General features: G+C 70.8%; 15 protein-coding genes. 7 read left to right on the forward strand and 8 right to left on the reverse strand.

Annotation, left to right across the window (positions count from 1 at the left end; genetic code table 11):
• Positions 1–32: 32 nt before the first annotated feature.
• Positions 33–599, reverse strand: a complete 567-nt coding sequence (locus IG62_RS0121010; RefSeq protein WP_030805248.1) for a PadR family transcriptional regulator — start codon at positions 597–599, stop codon at positions 33–35.
• A gap of 48 nt (positions 600–647) precedes the next feature.
• A complete protein-coding gene (locus tag IG62_RS0121015; protein WP_030805250.1) occupies positions 648–2,642 on the reverse strand; it encodes an NADPH-dependent 2,4-dienoyl-CoA reductase in 1,995 nt (664 codons plus the stop codon).
• A 399-nt stretch (positions 2,643–3,041) separates the two neighbouring features.
• Here IG62_RS0121015 and IG62_RS0121020 point away from each other — a divergent pair, with 399 nt between their 5' ends.
• The 3 genes from IG62_RS0121020 to IG62_RS47305 all read left to right on the forward strand — a co-directional run bounded on the left by IG62_RS0121020 (position 3,042) and on the right by IG62_RS47305 (position 6,963).
• Positions 3,042–3,953 carry an ArpA protein gene (locus tag IG62_RS0121020; protein ID WP_051798371.1) on the forward strand — a complete coding sequence of 304 codons (912 nt, stop codon included), beginning with the start codon at positions 3,042–3,044 and terminating at the stop codon, positions 3,951–3,953.
• Positions 3,954–4,089: 136 nt separating this feature from the next.
• Positions 4,090–5,931: a choline/carnitine O-acyltransferase gene (locus IG62_RS0121025; protein WP_030805257.1), complete on the forward strand. Its 1,842-nt coding sequence runs from the start codon at positions 4,090–4,092 to the stop codon at positions 5,929–5,931.
• Between the two features lie 402 nt (positions 5,932–6,333).
• Positions 6,334–6,963 (forward strand): hypothetical protein, encoded by a 630-nt coding sequence (locus IG62_RS47305; protein ID WP_158795067.1) that lies wholly within the window; start codon positions 6,334–6,336, stop codon positions 6,961–6,963.
• A 117-nt stretch (positions 6,964–7,080) separates the two neighbouring features.
• On the opposite strand, the gene IG62_RS0121030 is transcribed toward IG62_RS47305, so the two are convergent.
• Positions 7,081–7,947: an Fpg/Nei family DNA glycosylase gene (locus tag IG62_RS0121030; RefSeq protein ID WP_030805260.1), complete on the reverse strand. Its 867-nt coding sequence runs from the start codon at positions 7,945–7,947 to the stop codon at positions 7,081–7,083.
• 124 nt (positions 7,948–8,071) lie between these two features.
• Here IG62_RS0121030 and IG62_RS49585 point away from each other — a divergent pair, with 124 nt between their 5' ends.
• Positions 8,072–10,705 carry an MDR family MFS transporter gene (locus IG62_RS49585; RefSeq protein WP_078872133.1) on the forward strand — a complete coding sequence of 878 codons (2,634 nt, stop codon included), beginning with the start codon at positions 8,072–8,074 and terminating at the stop codon, positions 10,703–10,705.
• Positions 10,698–10,892, forward strand: coding sequence for a hypothetical protein (locus IG62_RS0121040; protein WP_030805264.1), 195 nt, complete (start codon positions 10,698–10,700; stop codon positions 10,890–10,892). Before IG62_RS49585 ends, IG62_RS0121040 begins: the two co-directional genes overlap by 8 nt.
• 131 nt (positions 10,893–11,023) lie before the next feature.
• On the opposite strand, the gene glnA is transcribed toward IG62_RS0121040, so the two are convergent.
• Positions 11,024–12,433: a type I glutamate--ammonia ligase gene (glnA, locus tag IG62_RS0121045; protein WP_030805266.1), complete on the reverse strand. Its 1,410-nt coding sequence runs from the start codon at positions 12,431–12,433 to the stop codon at positions 11,024–11,026.
• A gap of 294 nt (positions 12,434–12,727) precedes the next feature.
• Here glnA and IG62_RS0121050 point away from each other — a divergent pair, with 294 nt between their 5' ends.
• Entirely contained in the window at positions 12,728–13,195 is a 468-nt protein-coding gene (locus tag IG62_RS0121050) for an RDD family protein (RefSeq protein ID WP_199812505.1), read from the forward strand.
• Positions 13,196–13,410: 215 nt separating this feature from the next.
• Here IG62_RS0121050 and IG62_RS0121055 read toward each other — a convergent pair whose 3' ends face one another.
• The 4 genes from IG62_RS0121055 to lipB all read right to left on the reverse strand — a co-directional run bounded on the left by IG62_RS0121055 (position 13,411) and on the right by lipB (position 16,501).
• A complete protein-coding gene (locus IG62_RS0121055) occupies positions 13,411–14,121 on the reverse strand; it encodes a DUF4191 domain-containing protein (RefSeq protein ID WP_030805270.1) in 711 nt (236 codons plus the stop codon).
• A gap of 10 nt (positions 14,122–14,131) precedes the next feature.
• Positions 14,132–14,350, reverse strand: coding sequence for a hypothetical protein (locus IG62_RS0121060; RefSeq protein WP_030805273.1), 219 nt, complete (start codon positions 14,348–14,350; stop codon positions 14,132–14,134).
• Positions 14,351–14,576: 226 nt separating this feature from the next.
• Positions 14,577–15,527, reverse strand: a complete 951-nt coding sequence (gene lipA, locus IG62_RS0121065) for a lipoyl synthase (RefSeq protein WP_030414838.1) — start codon at positions 15,525–15,527, stop codon at positions 14,577–14,579.
• Positions 15,528–15,673: 146 nt separating this feature from the next.
• The gene (gene lipB, locus IG62_RS0121070; protein WP_199812506.1) at positions 15,674–16,501 is read right to left on the reverse strand and encodes a lipoyl(octanoyl) transferase LipB; all 828 of its coding nucleotides are present in this window, start codon (positions 16,499–16,501) and stop codon (positions 15,674–15,676) included.
• A gap of 281 nt (positions 16,502–16,782) precedes the next feature.
• Here lipB and IG62_RS0121075 point away from each other — a divergent pair, with 281 nt between their 5' ends.
• Complete coding sequence (locus tag IG62_RS0121075) at positions 16,783–18,285, forward strand: hypothetical protein (protein WP_030805280.1); 1,503 nt, start codon at positions 16,783–16,785, stop codon at positions 18,283–18,285.
• Positions 18,286–18,298 lie beyond the last annotated feature (13 nt).

Raw genomic sequence — 18,298 nt, forward strand, 5'->3', positions numbered from 1 at the left:
CCTGCTGACGACACCGGCGGGCGGCCCGGGAATCACTCCCCGGGCCGCCCGCCCGCTTCCCCGTCGTCCGCCATGTCCTCGACCTCGGCCAGGGCCTCCTGGAGCCACTGCACCCAGAAGGTCTCCAGCCCGACCCCGGCCCGCAGCACCAGTCGCCGCAGCCGGTCCTTCGGGTCGGCCACCGCCCCGAAGTCGCGCGCCTCGATCTCCTCGTACTCCGCCAACTGCCGCTGGTGCAACGCCAGATGGCGCCGCAGCTCGGTGTCCAGTCCGGCCCGCCCGACGACCGCCGCCGCCCGCAGCCGCAGCACCAGCGCATTGCGCACCGGCTTGGCGTCCTGCTCGCCGGACGCCCACGCGGTCAGCTCCGCGCGCCCCGCCGGCAGCACCTCGAACTCCTTCTTCTGCCCGCGCGACGGCTGCTCGGACGGCAGCGCCCGGATGAACCCGGCCTGCTCCAGCTTCCCCAGCTCCCGGTAGATCTGCTGATGCGTGGCCGGCCAGAAGTACCCGATCGACCGGTCGAACCTCCGGGTCAGCTCCAGCCCCGACGACGGCTTCTCCAGCAGGGCGGTGAGGATCGCGTGGGGGAGGGACATGGGGGAATCCTAGGCAGGCCGGGCGCCGATCCGGGTGCCGCCCGCGGTTCAGAGCGCCGCCGCCAGCTCCGTCCCCTGCTTGATGGCGCGCTTGGCGTCCAGCTCGGCGGCGACGTCCGCACCGCCGATCAGATGCACCGCCCGGCCCTCCGCCCGCAGCTCCTCGTACAGGTCCCGGCGGGGCTCCTGTCCGGTGCACAGCACGACGGTGTCCACCGGCAGCGTGCGGGCCTCGCCGTCGATCGTGACGTGCAGCCCCGCATCGTCGATCCGCTCGTACGTCACGCCGGGGACCATCGTCACGCCCCGGTGCCGCAGCTCCGTACGGTGGATCCACCCGGTGGTCTTGCCCAGCCCGGCGCCCACCTTGGACGCCTTGCGCTGGAGCAGGTGCACCTGGCGCGGCGGCGCGGGCCGCTCCGGCGCCCGCAGCCCGCCGCGGTCGCCGTAGCCGGTGTCCACGCCCCAGCCCCGGAAGTACGTCTCCGCGTCCCGGCTCGCCCCGTCACCGGCGTCGGTCAGGAACTCCGCGACGTCGAAGCCGATGCCGCCCGCCCCGATGACCGCGACCCGCGCGCCCACCGGCGCACCGTCCCGCAGCACGTCGAGGTAGCTGACCACGCTCGGGTGGCCGATGCCCTCGATCTCCGGGATCCGCGGGGTGACTCCGGTGGCGACCACCACCTCGTCGTACGCCCCCAGGTCGGCCGCGGTCACCGCGGTCTTCAGCCGGACGTCCACCCCGCGCAGCGCCAGCTGCTCGCGGAAGTACCGCAGCGTCTCCTCGAACTCCTCCTTGCCGGGCACCCGCTTGGCGATGTTCAGCTGCCCGCCGATCTCGTCCGCGGCCTCGAACAGCGTGACCTCGTGCCCGCGCTCGGCGGCCGACACCGCACAGGCGAGTCCGGCCGGCCCGGCCCCGACCACCGCGAGCCGCTTGCGCAGCCGGGTCGGCGCGAGCACCAGCTCGGTCTCGTGGCAGGCCCGCGGATTCACCAGGCACGAGGTGATCTTCCCGCTGAAGGTGTGGTCGAGGCAGGCCTGGTTGCAGCCGATGCAGGTGTTGATCTCCGCGGCCCGCCCGTCGGCCGCCTTCGCCACGAAGTCCGGGTCGGCGAGGAAGGGCCGGGCCAGCGACACCATGTCGGCCCGTCCGTCGGCGAGCAACTCCTCGGCGACCTCGGGGGTGTTGATCCGGTTGCTGGTCACCAGCGGCACCGAGACCGCACCCATCAGCCGCTTGGTCACCCAGGTGTACGCCCCGCGCGGCACCGACGTCGCGATGGTCGGGATGCGGGCCTCGTGCCATCCGATGCCGGTGTTGATGATCGTCGCGCCCGCCGCCTCGATCTCCTTGGCGAGCGTGACGACCTCCTCCAGCGTCGAGCCGCCCGGCACCAGGTCCAGCATCGACAGCCGGTAGATCAGGATGAAGTCCGGCCCGACCCGCTCCCGCGTCCGCCGCACGATCTCCACCGGGAACCGCATCCGGTTCTCGTACGAGCCGCCCCACCGGTCGTCGCGGTGGTTGGTCGCGCCGACCACGAACTCGTTGATCAAGTACCCTTCCGAGCCCATGATCTCGACCCCGTCGTACCCCGCCGACCTGGCCAGTTCCGCCGCCCGTACGTAGTCCTCGACGGTCTGCTCCACCTCGGCTTCGGTGAGCGCGTGCGGGATGAACGGGCTGATCGGCGCCTGGATCGCACTCGGCGCGACCAGGTCCTGGTGGTACGCGTACCGCCCGAAGTGCAGGATCTGCATCGCGATCCGCCCGCCCGCGGCGTGCACCGCCTCGGTCACGGTCCGGTGCTGCGCCGCCTCCGCCTCGGTGGTCAGCTTGGCCCCGCCCTCGTACGGCCGGCCCGCGTCGTTCGGTGCGATCCCGCCGGTGACCATCAGCCCGACCCCGCCGCGCGCCCGCTCCGCGTAGAACGCGGCCATCCGCGCGAACCCGTTCTCCGCCTCCTCCAGGCCGATGTGCATCGACCCCATCAGCACCCGGTTGGGGAGCGTGGTGAACCCGAGGTCGAGCGGGCTCATCAGATGCGGGTACGGGTTCTTCGGGCTCACGGGGGCCTCCTCGGGCGGGGTGGACTGATACCGGTTCTAGACCAGGCGAGGGCTGTTATGCAACAAGTTGCAAAAACTGTGAGGGAGGCGACGTGGCGGGCAGGGTGCCGGCCCGTCCGTCGTTCCGCCCGGGCGGTCGTACCGAATGCGTGACGATCTCCGCACCGTGCGTCGTGTCACAGACAACGCCCCGGAAGGTGTGGCAACGTCAACTTCTTCCAGCTCCTACGCCAACTCGCCTCGGCTTCGAGGGAGTTGACGTAAAAAAACGTGCAGCAACGTGCAAAGACGTGCAATGACGCGCCATGACGTGGACGCCTGCCGCACCCCGGTGCCCGCAGGTGTCTCCACGCCCGCGGAGAGGAACGCATGAGCACCGTGAACAGCATCGGCACCGCGCACGACCCCGCCCCCACCACCACGCAGACCCCGACCCTCGACGAGGTGGTCGACACCGGCCGATACCCCCTGGCGGACCCCGACGGCCCCGAGGCGCGGGCCGTCGTCGCCCGCGCCCGGCACGAGCTGGACACCCTCGGCTGCACCGTCCTGCCGGACTTCATCCACCCCGCCCGGCGCGCGCTCCTCCGGGCCGAATGCGCCGAGATCGCCCCCCGCGCCCACTTCGACGTCGAATCGGTCAACGTCTACAACATCGCCGTCGACCGGGACCTGCCGCCCGGCCACCCCGGCCGCACGGTCTTCGAGCGCGGCAACGCCTTCGTCGCCCGGGACCGCATCCCGTCCGGCGCCCTGATCAGCCGGCTCTACGCCCACCCCGCGTTCCAGCGCTTCGTTGCCCGCTGCTTCCGCCTGCCCCGGCTGTACGAGCTCGCCGACCCGTACTCCGCGCTCGTCCTGAACGTCGTCGAACCGGGCAAGGAACACCCCTGGCACTTCGACACCAACGAGTTCACCGTCAGCATGCTCACCCAGGAGGCCGGAGCCGGCGGCGACTTCGAGTACTGCCCGAACATCCGGTCCGCACAGGACGAGCACTTCGACGACGTCCGCGCCGTCCTTCAGGGCCGGGGCGAGCGGCTGATCCACCGCCTTCCGCTCCGCCCCGGCGACCTGCAGCTGTTCAAGGGCCGCTACTCGCTGCACCGGGTCAGCCCGGTGCGGGGCGCGGCCGCACGCCACTCGGCGATCTTCGCCTACAGCGAGCGCCCCGGTGTCATCGGCAGCGTCGCCCGCACCCGCCAGCTCTTCGGCCGGGTCGACCCCGCACACCTGACCGCCGAGGGCCGCGCGATACGCGGCGACCAGCTGCTGGACTAGGCCCCCGCACCCGCACCCCGCACCTCGAACCCAGTACACCCCGCCCGAACACAGCACACCGCACACAGCACCCCGCACCCCGAACACCGCACACCGAAACGAGACGCACGTGACCAACAGTCAGGGGACCGTAGACGTGACCGACAGCGACGGCACCGCCCTCCCGCCCACCGGCCAGGGATCCGCCTCCACCCCCACCTTCGCCCTGGAGGACACCCTCCCACGGGTACCGCTGCCCTCCCTGGAGGAGAGCTGCGAGCGGTTCCTCGCCTGGTGCCGGCCCCTGCTGACCCCCGCCCAACTCGCCGAGACCGAGGCCGAGGTGGCCGCCTTCCTCCGGCCCGGCGGCCCCGGCCGGGTGCTCCAGGCAGCCCTGGAGGAGTACGACGCCACCGAGGGCGTGCACAGCTGGCTCGACACCTTCTGGCCCTACCGCTACCTCGGCCGCCGCGACCGCATCGCCCTCAACGCCAACTTCTTCTTCCTCTTCCAGGACACCGGGCAGGCACAGCTGGACCGGGCCGCCGGCCTGATCGCCGGGGCGCTGCACCACAAGCACCAACTGGACCGGGAGGCCCTTCCCCCGGTGATCCAGCGCGGCCGCCCGCAGACCATGGAACAGAACAAGTTCCTGTTCTCCACCACCCGCATCCCCGGCCCGGAACAGGACACCGTCCGCGCCCCTTACACGGACGAGTGGCCCGGCCCGTCCGACGCCCGCCACATCGTGGTCTTCTTCCGGGGCCGCATGTACACCCTCGACGTCCTCGGCCCCGACGGCACACCGCACACCCTCGACGACCTGAAGGAAGGCCTGCGGGCCGTCCTCAAGGCCGACCCGGGTACGGAGCCGGACGCCCCGGTCGGCCACCTGACCACCATGGCCCGCGCCGAATGGGCCGCCGCCCGCGCGTCCCTCCAAGCCCTGCACCCCGACAACGCCGCGGCCCTCGACACCGTCGAAACCGCCCTCTTCTGCCTCTGTCTGGAGGACTTCGCCCCCGCGGACACCCAGACGGCCTGCGACGAACTCCTCCACGGCGACCGCGGCAACCGCTGGTTCGACAAGGCCGTCTCCTTCATCGTCTTCGCCGACGGCCGCGCCGGCATCAACGTCGAACACTGCGAACTGGACGGCACCACCATCCTCAGCTTCGTCGACGCCCTGCTCGCCACGCCGTCCGAGGAACATTCCCGCCTCTCCGGAGCGCGCCCCCAGGGCGCCCCCACCCCCCACCCCCTCACCTTCCACCTCGACGACGCCCTCCGCGCCCAGGTGCGCTCCGCCGCCACCGCCTTCGCCCGGTACGGCGCCGACACCGCCACCCGAACGGTTTCCTTCGACGACTTCGGCGCCACCACGGCCAAGTCCCTGGGCGTCTCCCCGGACGCCTTCGTCCAGCTCGCCTACCAACTGGCCCACCAGCGCGCCAAGGGACACCTGGGCGCCACCTACGAGTCGATCGCCACCCGCCAGTGGCGCCGCGGCCGCACCGAGGCCATGCGCGTGGTCACCCCGGAGATCGTGGACTTCGTCGCCACCCTGCAGGACCCGGCGACCGACCCCGCCGCCCGCCGCGCCGCCCTCCACACCGCGGCCCGCGCCCACGTCACCCGCGCCAAGGAATGCCAGGCCGGCGACGCCCCGGAGCAACACCTCTGGGAACTCGAACTGATCCAGCGCCGCCGCGGCCCCGACCTCGGCCTCACCGAACAGCCCGCCCTCTACCGCACCCCCGGCTGGCTGGTCATGCGCGACGACTACCTCAGCACCAGCTCCGCCCCCTCCACCCACATCCAGTACTTCGGCTTCGGCTCCACCAGCCCCCGCTGCATCGGCGTCGCCTACGTCCTCCTCCCCGACCGCTTCCACCTCTACCTCTCCACCCCCCGCCCCGTGGCCGCCGAAATGCACGCCTTCGCCGATCACCTCCGCGAGGCGGTACACGAACTCCGGGAGCTGCTGGCGTCGGGATGAGCAATTGACACGTAGGGCTCAGCCCCAGACACCAACCCGCAGTGGCGACGCCTCGAATGCAGGGCGTCGCCAAGGGTTGGGAGGCGGCTGAGCCGTCTCGGACAGACCGGGAGGAGCGAACTGAGGCACTGCTCGGCGGAGAGGGACTGCGAGTTGCCCACCTCCGAGGTGCGAGGGATCCTGCTAGGAGGGAACACTGCATTCCTTTGGGGGTCTACCTTCCGTTGCCCCGTTTCTCGTCACGCTCAAATAGTCGAAACGGGAATTGCCTTATCTGCCGCTGCAGTCGGTTCTCTCCCGACGGCTGCACGATGGGGAATTCATGTCGGTGTCTGACACTTGTCTCATGCGGCGAATCGATGAAGTTCTCTCCGTGAAATCGAGGCGGCTATGTTGCGTTTCGTGAGAAAGGTCGAAGCCTCTCTGGTCGTGACAGCGTTCATGCTGGCGACCTGCCTGTTCTCAGGAGGTTTCAGCGGTTCACTGGCTGTTGCGTCCCCCGTGGCAGAAAGTGATGCAGATGTCGTTCACCCGCTATCGGTTCAGGATTTCAACGACTATTGCAAGGATCAGGGGTACGGGCAGGGTGTCACGACCATCGGCGAGGATGCGTACTCCATACGTTGCAAGAACGATGACGGCAGTCTGCAAGAATTCGCCAATGACGAAGACATTCACAATTTCGTCGAGGGTGTCTGTGGAGCGGCTTACCCGAAACGCAATGTAATCGACCGGCTCAGGACTATGGCGAACACTTACAGTGCATGGGAATGCATGGATAGCGTCTCCTATGCGGGAGTGCCCGACCTGGAGGGTTGGTGCAAAGCCAAGGGGCTCAATCTACTTGCCTCAGAGAATGCCAAGTACCCTGCATACCGCTGGTTCTGTGTGAACTCCGATAAGTCGCGCGTAGAGGGTATACCCGTGGACCAGGTCTGCAAGTGGCAATATGGCTCTGACGCACTTGACCGGTTGGCTAATGCCAACGCCACGGAAATAGGTGACGCGTGGGACTGCAGGTACGTGAGATAGCAGCAGTACTCGCTAGCGAGTTGGTGAACCCTGGACGATCTGACGCCACTCCGCCGCCGGTTGCCGGTGGCGGAGGCCGCATGCCGGGCGCAACTACTTCAGCAACGCCGGGCGCAACTACTTCAACAACCGCGACAACCGCCGGTCGGCGAGCGGCCTGCCCCCGGTCTGGCATGTGGGGCAGTACTGCAGCGACGAGTCGCTGAACGACACCTCCCGTACGGTGTCCCCGCAGACCGGACAGGGCTCCCCGGTCCGCCCGTGCACCCGCATCCCCGTCCTCTTCTCCGCCTTGAGGTCCTCCGGCGCCAGCCCCCGGGCCCGCTCGACCGCCTCGCCCAGCGTCGTGACGACCGCCGCGTACAGCCGCGCCACCTCCTCCTCGGACAGATCGGCGGCGAGCTTGAACGGCGACATCCGCGCCGCGTGCAGGATCTCGTCCGAATAGGCGTTGCCGATCCCGGCCAGCACGCTCTGGTCCCGCAACACGCCCTTGATCTGCCGCCGTTCGCCCGTCAGCATTCCGGCGAAGGCCTCCTGGGTGAAGTCGTCACCCAGCGGATCGTGCCCGAGCCGCGCGACCCCGGGCACCTCCTGCGGATCCCGCACGACGTACAGCGCGAGGTGCTTCTGACTACCGGCCTCCGTCACGTCGAACCCCGCACCCTCGGGCTCCCGGAGCCGCACCCGCAGCGCCAGCGGCCCCTTCCCTGGACGCGGCGGAGCCGCCGGCAGCCGCTCACTCCACCGCACCCACCCCGCCCGCCCCAGATGCATCACCACAAACAGCTCCCCGGCCCGGAGCGCGAGGAACTTGCCGTACCGGGCCACGGCCTCGCACGCCTGCCCCTCCACCGCCCCCAGCGGCGGATCGTAGGTCTTCAACGCGGCCACCGACACCAGCTGCGCCCGGTCCACCACCCGCCCCGCCAGCCGCTCCTCCAGGAACCGCCCCAGCGCCTCGACCTCCGGCAATTCAGGCATATCCCCAGTCTGCCGCGCAGTCCGGCTCCCGGCCACAGAGCCCCCGCCCCGAGCCCCGCCCCGGGAAGGGAGAAGGAAGTGTGAATCCGGTACGGGGATCCGCGCCGTGGATTACCTTGCCCCCGTGGACCAGTTGATCTCATCGGACCCGACGCACATAGGCCCGTACCGCCTGATCGCCCGCCTGGGCGCCGGCGGTATGGGGCTGGTGTACCTGGGCCGTTCCGAGGCCGGACGGACCGTCGCGGTCAAGGTCGTCCAGGACGAGCACGCACAGCATCCGGAGTTCCGCAGGCGCTTCGCCCGTGAGGTGGCCGCGGCCCGGCGGGTGGGCGGCTCCTGGACGGCGGACGTGCTCGACGCCGACACCGAGGCCGCGGTGCCCTGGGTGGCGACCCAGTACATTCCGGGGCCCGACCTGACCACCGTGGTGGCGGACGACTACGGGCCGCTGCCCGAGCACTCCGTCCGGCTGCTGGCCAACCGCCTCGCCCTCGCCCTGCAGGCGGTGCACGAGGCGGGCCTGATCCACCGCGACCTCAAGCCGTCCAATGTGCTGGTGACGGTGGACGGACCGCGCGTGATCGACTTCGGTATCGCGCGGGCCATGGACACCCTCGCCGGGGACAGCCTGCACACCCGCACCGGCATGCTGATCGGATCCCCCGGCTTCATGTCGCCCGAGCAGGTACGCGGCCTCGAACTCACCCCCGCCAGCGACGTGTTCTGCCTGGGCGCCGTCCTCGTCTACGCCGCCACCGGGCGCCTCCTCTTCGGCGCCACGGAGACCGGCCTGAACGCCCACCTCTTCCGGATCGCCGAGGAGGAGCCGGACCTGACCGGCGTACCGGAGCCGCTGCTCGACCTCGTACGCGAATGCCTCGACAAGGACCCGGCCGCGCGGCCCGCCCTCCAGCAGGTCGCGGCTCGCACGGAGACGGACGCGGAGGGGGAGTGGCTGCCGGGCGCGGTGCTGGCCCAACTCGGCCGTCACGCGGCCCGGTTGCTGGACTACGGCCCTGAGACGGCCGTCGGCACACCCGGTGCGGCTCCCGCCGGGGCGCCCATGGCGGCTCCCGAGGTCCCCGCAACCCCCGCCACTCCGCCCGGCCCGCCGCAACCGTCGACACCCCCACCGCCCGCGTACTCACCCACCGCCCCGGCCCAGCTCGCCACCCCGCAGGGCTTCGGACCGCCCCTGAACCCGCCCTCCCACGCCTGGCCCCCACCGGCCTGCCCGCCGAACCTCCAGGATCCGCCCCCGCACCCCAGGCGCTGGTGGGGCCTTGTGGCGGTCGCCCTGGTGCAGCTGTTCGTGCTGCTCGACGCGTCGTCCCTGCACCTGGCGATGCCGTTGATCGTGGCGGACCTGCACCTGCCCGCCGACGCCCTGAACCCGCTGTTCACCGCGTACGGACTGGCCTTCGGCGGGCTGCTGCTGCTCGGAGGCCACCTCGCCGACTTGATCGGCCGCAAGCGGATGCTGTTCATCGGGCTGGCCGGCTTCGCGGTGGCCGCCGCATTCGGCGGAATGGCCCCGACCTCCGGCATGCTGATCGCGTCCCGCGCCCTCCAGGGCGCCTGTGCCGCCCTCCTGTCCCCGGCCGCACTGGCCCTGGTGACGGCCAACTTCCCCGAACCCAAGGCCCGGGGCCGGGCGTTCGGCATCTACGCCGCCGTCGCCGCCGGCGGCTCGACGGCCGGCCTGCTCACCGGCGGCTGGCTGATCGAGAACCTCAGCTGGCGCTGGTGCCTGTTCGCCGACGTCCCCCTCGCCCTGCTCGCCGTGATCGGCACGGCCACCCTGGTCCACGACCGCCCGCTCCGCCCCCGCCGCCGCCTCGACGCGCCGGGCCTCCTGCTCGGCACCGGCGGGATCGTGGCCCTGGTCTACGGCTTCCAGGAGACGGGCCCGCGCGGCTGGCTGGACCTCCTCGTCCTGGCCCTGCTCGCCCTCGGCGTCGTCCTCCTCCTGGCCTTCGCCCTCTGGCAGAACAGGACCCCCGACCCGCTCCTGCCACCCCACCTCACCCAGGACCGCAACCGCCTCGGCTCCTTCCTCGGCCTGTTTCTGACCGGTGCGGGGACGCTCGCCCTCTTCCCGACCCTGATGGCGTACCTGGAGATCGTCCGCGGCTACTCCCCGACAGCCACCGCCATGGCCCTCCTCCCCACGGTGGCCGCGATCCTCATCGGCTCCACCCAGGTCTCCGCCCGCCTGCTGCACCGCACGGCGCCGCGTAACCTGATCGCGCCGGGCCTGGCACTCACCGCCTGCGGCCTGCTCCTGCTGACCGGCCTGGAGCCCGGCAGCGACTACACCACCGTGATCCTGCCCGGCATGACCCTGGCCGGCCTGGGCCTCGGCATGGCCCTGATGCCGCTCTACTCCCTCGCCACGGGCGGCATCACCGCCCCGGACTCCGGCGGGGTCGCGGCAGTGACCAGCACGACCGACGAGGTGGGCGCGGCGCTCGGCACCGCGCTGTTCAGCAGCTCCCTCGCCGCGGCCATCGCCGCCCGACTGGACGCCGTCCAGGGCCTCCCACCCACCTTCGGCGCCGCGGCCCGCAACGGCCACGTCATCACCCCGGCCGGCCTTCCACCCCAACTCGCGGAAACCGTCACCAAGGCCACGGTAGGCGGCTACGCCGACACCCTGTGGTGGTCGGTCGGCCTCACCCTCCTCGCAGCCCTGGCCACGGCCCTACTGATCAGGCCCACCGCCACGACGACCCTGGGACCTGTACATGAGTAGGTACGAGAACTACGACGACGAGCAGCCCGCCCCGCTCTACTCGTTGCCGGAAGAAGGCGACCGGGACGAAGAAAACACCACGCTCGTGGACCGCCAGGAAAGCGGAGACCGGGACCTCCACTACGAGGAATGGCGCCCCCACGACCACAGCGGTCCGTACGGCCAAGGACGTCGCCGCCGGAACTGACCTTTGGCCCTTGGTCGCCGCCCCACACAAAAGGGCCGTCGGTCGTGTTTCTCCCGAAGCGGGAGAAACACGACCGACGGCCCGGAGACCTCACAGGCCGGAGCGGAAAACCGCGCCGGCTTGGGGCGGTCTTAGATGTCGTAGTAAAGCTCGAACTCGTGCGGGTGCGGCCGCAGCTGGATCGGGGCGATTTCGTTGGTGCGCTTGTAGTCGATCCAGGTCTCGATCAGGTCGGCGGTGAAGACGCCGCCCTGCTGGAGGTACTCGTTGTCCTCTTCCAGGGCGTCGAGGACGGCCGGGAGGGAGGTCGGGACCTGGGGGACGCCCGCGTGCTCCTCGGGGGCGAGCTCGTAGAGGTCCTTGTCGATCGGCTCGGCCGGCTCGATCTTGTTCTTGACGCCGTCCAGGCCCGCCAGGAGGAGGGCGGAGAAGGCGAGGTACGGGTTCGAGGACGGGTCCGGGGCGCGGAACTCGACGCGCTTGGCCTTGGGGTTGGAGCCCGTGATCGGGATGCGCATGGCCGCGGAGCGGTTGCGCTGGGAGTAGACCAGGTTGACCGGGGCCTCGAAGCCGGGGACCAGGCGGTGGTAGGAGTTCACCGTCGGGTTGGTGAAGGCGAGGAGCGAGGGGGCGTGCTTGAGGATGCCGCCGATGTAGTAGCGGGCGGTGTCCGAGAGGCCCGCGTAGCCCTGCTCGTCGTAGAAGAGGGGCTCGCCGCCCTGCCACAGGGACTGGTGGACGTGCATGCCGGAGCCGTTGTCACCGAAGATCGGCTTGGGCATGAAGGTGGCGGTCTTGCCGTTGCGCCAGGCGACGTTCTTCACGATGTACTTGAAGAGCATCAGGTCGTCGGCGGCGGCCAGCAGGGTGTTGAACTTGTAGTTGATCTCCGCCTGGCCGGCGGTGCCGACCTCGTGGTGCTGGCGCTCGACCTGCAGGCCGGCCTTGTCCAGCTCCAGGGAGATCTCGGCGCGCAGGTCGGCGAAGTGGTCGACCGGCGGGGCCGGGAAGTAGCCGCCCTTGTAGCGGACCTTGTAACCGCGGTTGTTCTCCTCGGAGCCGGTGTTCCAGGCGCCGGCCTCGGAGTCGATGTGGTAGAAGGACTCGTTCGACTTGGTCTCGAAGCGGACGTTGTCGAAGACGTAGAACTCGGCCTCCGGGCCGAAGTACGCGGTGTCCGCGATGCCGGTGGAGGCGAGGTAGGCCTCGGCCTTCTTGGCGATGTTGCGCGGGTCGCGGCTGTACTGCTCGCCGGTGATCGGGTCGTGGATGAAGAAGTTGACGTTGACCGTCTTGTCCCGGCGGAACGGGTCCACACGAGCGGTGGAGAGGTCGGCGCGCAGCGCCATGTCGGACTCGTGGATGGCCTGGAAACCACGGATCGAGGAGCCATCGAACGCCAGCTCTTCGGCCGGGTCGAAGGCCGCTGCCGGGATCGTGAAGTGCTGCATCACACCGGGCAGGTCGCAGAAACGGACATCGATGAACTTGACGTCCTCGTCCGCGATGAACTTCTTGGCCTCGTCGGCGTTCTGGAACATCCAACTCCTCCTAGCCCGGTCACCGGTCGGCGGACGCGGGATTGCTACTCGGAACGCGACCAGTCCGGTGGCGCGCTCGCCCGACCATAGGCAGGCGGGATTTCTCAAGCATGACCCATTTGTTTCGCCGAGGTTAACCGCCGCGCGGTCCTCTTTACCCCCCAGTGTGCGCCAATGAACGGGATTGCGGACCCGGTGGTGAGGCCAGGTTTCCGCCACCGTTCCGGGCGGTCCGCCCGCGCGGATACCGGCCCTCCGGGAAGGGAACGTATGCGGTCCCAGTACCGTGGACGGGTGGACAACAGGCAAGCAATCGGATCGTGGATCTCCGGGCCCCGCGCGGCAGCCGAGGACATGGGCGTCGAATTCGGATACCGCGGGCAGCGGCTCGGGCTGCCGGAGGAGGGGCCGGGGGCGCTCGCCCGCCCCGGGCGCCGGTTCGCCGCGCTCTTCATCGACTGGGCGCTGTGCCTGCTGATCGCCTACGGGCTGCTCAGCGGCGGCCGGGCCCAGTCGGCGAGCAACTGGGCTCTGGTGGTCTTCGCGGTGCTCAGCGTGCTGACGGTCGGCACGGTCGGCTTCACGCCGGGCAAGCGGCTGCTGGGCCTGCGGGTGGTCGCCGAGGGCGGCGGCCGGATCTCGCTGCCGCGGGTGGTGCTGCGGACCCTGCTGCTCGTCCTGGTCATCCCGGCCGTCGTCTGGGACCGGGACGGCCGCGGACTGCACGACCGCCTGGTGCGCGCCGTACAGGTCCGGATCTAGCCGCCGGATCGACAGGACGCACGGATGACGTGAGAAACCGGATCGTCATGACCCATGGATTCATGACACAGGGATGTCATGGCACACCGGATCGTGACGACGCACGGATGTCATGACACACCGGCTCGACATGACGCACGGGTGACATGACAGACGGGTGGGGCCCGGGACCGCGACGGTCCCGGGCCCCACCCGTGTCGGATCGGGGGCTGCGCTCAGCGTGCCTTGCCGCCGCCCTTGGGCATCCGCATGCCCTTCGGCATCGGGCCCTTCGGTACGGGCATGTTGCTCATCAGGTCGCCCAGTGCCCGCAGCCGGTCGTTGACCGTGGTGACCTGGGCGCCGGGGAGGACACGGGGCAGCTTCAGCAGGGTCGTGCGGAGCTTCTTCAGCGGGACCTGGCCCTCGCCGTCGCCCACCACGATGTCGTGGACCGGGGCGTCGGCGACGGTACGCGCCATCCGCTTCTTCTCGGCGGCCAGCAGGCCGCGCAGCCGGTTCGGGTTGCCCTCGCCGACCAGCACGATGCCGGCCTTGCCGACCGCGCGGTGCACGACGTCCTGGTTGCGGTTCATGGCCACCGCCGGGGTGACCGTCCAGCCGCGCCCGACGTTGTCCAGTACCGCGGCCGCCGCACCGGGCTGGCCTTCCATCTGCCCGAAGGCCGCGCGCTCGGCACGCCGTCCGAAGATGATCGCCATCGCCAGGAAGGCCAGGACGAAGCCCAGGATTCCGGCGTAGACGGGGTGGCCGATCGCGAAGCCGATGGCGAGGAGGACGCCGAATACGACGATGCCTACGCCAGCGACGACAAGACCGACCTTCGAGTCGACCCGACGGGTCATCTTGTAGGTCAGGGCGATCTGCTTCAGCCGCCCGGGGTTCTCAGCGCCGGCAGCGCCGTTGGAGTGTGCCTTCCTCGCCATACAGCGAAGTTTACGTGGCGTGCGGGCGGCGGGTCGCCGCGGCCTCCAGTACGTGCGCCGCCTCGTGGCGGTCCTTGGCCCGGCGGCGGTCCTCCAGGACCGACGTCCAGGCGTTGCGGCGGGCGGTGCGCTGGCCGCCGCGCATCAGGACGGCCTCGACGGCACGCAGGGCACCGGTGACGGAAGGAAGGGGGCGGACGGGGGTGGCGCGGAGCGGCGCGGCCTGCATGGTCAGTGACTCCCTCTGGCTGTTCGGAGAAAGCAGGACTGGTGTGGGAGCGGTGCGTGCATCCATCGTCACTCAACGGTGTTACCAACGGATGACCTGCCGGTCAAACACCAATGAAACGTTGACGCGGCCCGCCACGCCCCCTGTCCTGAGGGGAGTGCGGGCCGCGTGGTTCCAGCATGTGCCACATTTCACAAGACGGCGCGCCGGGGAGGGCCGGCCGGACTCAAACCGCCTGACTGGACGCCTCGACCTCGCGCCGCTCGATGGCCTGCTGGTAAAGGCGGCCGGCGCGGTACGAGGAGCGGACCAGCGGACCGGACATGACACCCGCGTAGCCGATCTCCTCGGCCTCCTCCTTGAGCTCCACGAACTCGGCCGGCTTGACCCAGCGCTCGATGGGGTGGTGCCGGACCGACGGGCGCAGGTACTGGGTGATCGTGATCAGCTCGCAGCCCGCGTCGTACAGGTCCTGGAGCGCCTGGCTGATCTCCTCGCGCTCCTCGCCCATGCCCAGGATCAGGTTGGACTTGGTGACCAGGCCGGCCTCGCGGGCCTTGGTGATCACCTCCAGCGACCGCTCGTAACGGAAGCCGGGGCGGATCCGCTTGAAGATCCGCGGGACCGTCTCGACGTTGTGGGCCAGCACCTCGGGACGGGAGGAGAAGACCTCGGCGAGCTGCTCGGGGACCGCGTTGAAGTCCGGGATCAGCAGCTCGACGCCGGTGCCGGGCATCGCGGCGTGGATCTGCCGGACGGTCTCGGCGTACAGCCAGGCGCCGCCGTCCTCCAGGTCGTCGCGCGCGACGCCGGTGATCGTGGCGTACTTCAGGCCCATGGTCTGCACGGACTCGGCGACCCGGCGCGGCTCGTCGCGGTCCAGCGCCTGCGGCTTGCCGGTGTCGATCTGGCAGAAGTCACACCGACGGGTGCACTGGTCGCCGCCGATGAGGAACGTCGCCTCGCGGTCCTCCCAGCACTCGTAGATGTTGGGGCAGCCCGCCTCCTGGCAGACCGTGTGCAGGCCCTCGCTCTTGACCAGGCCCTGGAGGTGGTTGTACTCGGGACCCATTTTCGCCCGGGTCTTGATCCACTCGGGCTTGCGCTCGATGGGGGTCTGGCTGTTCCGGACCTCCAGGCGAAGCATCTTGCGCCCGTCGGGTGCGACTGCGGACACGTCCGGCTCCCTACCACTTCGTTTCTACGGCGAACACCAGGGTACGCCCGATAATTCGCACGTCTTTACGTGCATGGCAACCCCAGGTCGCAGGGTCGCATTCCCGCGCTGCCGGGGCGGTCGGACCGTCCCGGACCGCCGGGCGGTCAGACCGCCCGGGGCAGCAGCTCGGCGTTCTCCAGGACGTCGCGCAGATGCTTCTCCACCACGGGCAGCACCTCGGCGATGGTGATGTCCCGGCCCAGTTCACCGGCGAGCGAGGCCACCCCCGCGTCGCGGATGCCGCACGGCACGATCTTGTCGAACGAGGTGTTGTCCGGGTTCACGTTCAGCGAGAAGCCGTGCATCGTGACGCCCTTGGCGACCCGGATGCCGATCGCGGCGAGCTTGCGGTCCTCCCGGCGCTGTCCGGCGTTGGACGGCGCGTACTCCGGGCCGTTCAGCCGCGGGTCGAACAGCTCGTCCGCCAGCCGCGGGTCGAAGTCCAGGTTCAGCCCGCCCAGGGCCGGCCGCTCCTCCAGCGGGTCGCCCAGCACCCACACACCGCTGCGGCCCTCGACCCGGCTGCCCTCGATGCCGAACTCGGCGCAGGCCCGGATCAGCGCCTCCTCCAGGCGCCGCACGTGCGCGACGACGTCCACCGGACGCGGCAGCTTCTGGATCGGGTAGCCGATCAGCTGGCCGGGGCCGTGCCAGGTGATCTTCCCGCCGCGGTCCACGTCGACGACCGGCGTGCCGTCCAGGGGGCGCTCGTCGTCGGACGTGCGCCGGCCCGCGGTGTAGACGGACAGATGCTCCAGCAGCAGACAGGTGTCGGGCACCTCGTCCGCGAACCGGGCGGCGTGGATCCGGCGCTGCTCCTGCCAGGCCGACTCGTAGTCGACCGCGTCGGCCCCGAAGCCCAGGTGGACAAAGCGCAGCCCCTCGGGTGCGGGGGTCTCCCCCCGAGAGATCGCAGTCACGGCAGCTCCCATCCGAACTTCTGTTGCGCTGTGCGGCAACGTTGATGCGTTTCGATGCGTTCGCGCCCCCAGCAACTGTACGGCGGCCGGATCCGGTCCCCGCAGGCGGCCGGTGTACCCCCAGCAACCGCAGTCCCGCCCCTGCTCACACGATCGGATGAACGCGGGACGCAGGCCGCAAGAACGGCACCGAAGGCCGTTACATTCACGCCGTTCCAAGAGGGCGATGAGCATGCCGGACCGGGTGGGCCGAAACCGGCGCCCGGCCCGGAAGGCAGGAGACCGTAAAGCTGATGACGGAACGACCCGCGCACACCCCCAACCGACAGCTCGCCGCGCTCATCGCCGAGGCGGGCTTCTCCAACGCCGGTCTGGCCAGACGGGTCGACCAACTCGGCATCGAGCACGGCCTCGACCTCCGCTACGACAAGACCTCGGTCACCCGCTGGCTGCGCGGCCAGCAGCCCCGGGGCACCACCCCCGCGCTGATCGCGGAGGTTTTCACCCGCCGGCTCGGGCGCCGGCTGTCCGCCCAGGACCTCGGTCTGGACGCCTGTGCGCCGGTGTACGCCGGGCTGGAGTTCGCCGCGAGCCCCACCGAGGCGGTGGACATCGTCAGCGGACTGTGGCGCAAGGACTCCGGCAGCCACGCCGAGCTCCGCAAGATCGCCTTCACCCCGGCCGGGCTCGTGGTCCCCAGCCGCGACTGGCTGATCGGCCGGCCCGACGACCGGGTGGCCCGCGGCGAGCCGGCCACCGGCGAGGCCACGGGTGCGGGCACGGGTGCGGGCACGGGTGCGGGCGAGAGCGCCGGCCGGGTGCCCGTCCAGGGCGGCCGCGCCTCGGTGCCCCGGCAGCGCCGGACCGCCGACCGGGTCGACCGCACCCAGGGCTCCAAGGTCACCTCCGGCGACATCGCCGCCCTGCGCTCGGTCGGCGAGCTGTTCCGGGCGCTGGACCACGCCTACGGCGGCGGCCACGCCCGGCAGGCCCTGGTGCGCTATCTGGAGCACGAGGCCGAGCCGATGCTGCGCGGCACCTACGGCGAGGCCACCGGCCGCCGGCTGTTCGCGGCGGTCGCCGATCTGACCCGGCTCGCGGGCTGGACCTCGTACGACATCGCCGCGCACGGCCTGGCGCAGCGGTACTTCGTCCAGGCCCTGCGGCTGGCCCAGGCGGCCGGCGACCGGGCGTACGGCTCCTACGTCCTGGTGACGATGAGCCGGCAGGCCGTCTATCTGGGGCACGGCAGGGAGGCCGTCCAGCTGGCGCGCGTCGCCCAGCAGGGCATCGGCAGCGGTGCGCCGCCCGCCGTCCAGGCGCTGCTGCACTCCGCGGAGGCCCGCGGCCACGGTGTCCTGGGCGAGGTCCGGGCCTGCACGGCGGCGCTGGCCCGCGCGGAACGCGCGCTGGAGACCTCCCGCCCCGGGGACGACACCCCGTACTGGGCCCGCTTCTTCGACGAGGCCCAGCTCGCCGACGAACTGGCGCACTGCCACCGCGACCTCCAGCAGTACCGCGCGGCTTCCCAGCACGCCGAGCGCTCCCTGCAGCTGCGCGCCGCCGGGTTCGCCCGCAGCCGGCTGTTCTGCCGGGTGGTGCTGGCGACCGCGCGGCTGGGCCTGGGCGAGCTGGAACAGGCCTGCACGCTCGGGGCGGAGGCGGCGCTCCAGGCGTCCGAGATGCGGTCGGTGCGCGCCCATGAGTACGTCAGGGAGTTCGAGCGCCGCCTGGAGCCGTACCGGGACGCGGCGCCGGTGCGCGGCTACCGCGAGCGGATCGCCGCGCTGGGCTGAGGCACCGCCCGGG

It is taken from the genome of Streptomyces sp. NRRL S-337, from assembly GCF_000720175.1.
GTDB lineage: Bacteria > Actinomycetota > Actinomycetes > Streptomycetales > Streptomycetaceae > Streptomyces > Streptomyces siderophoricus.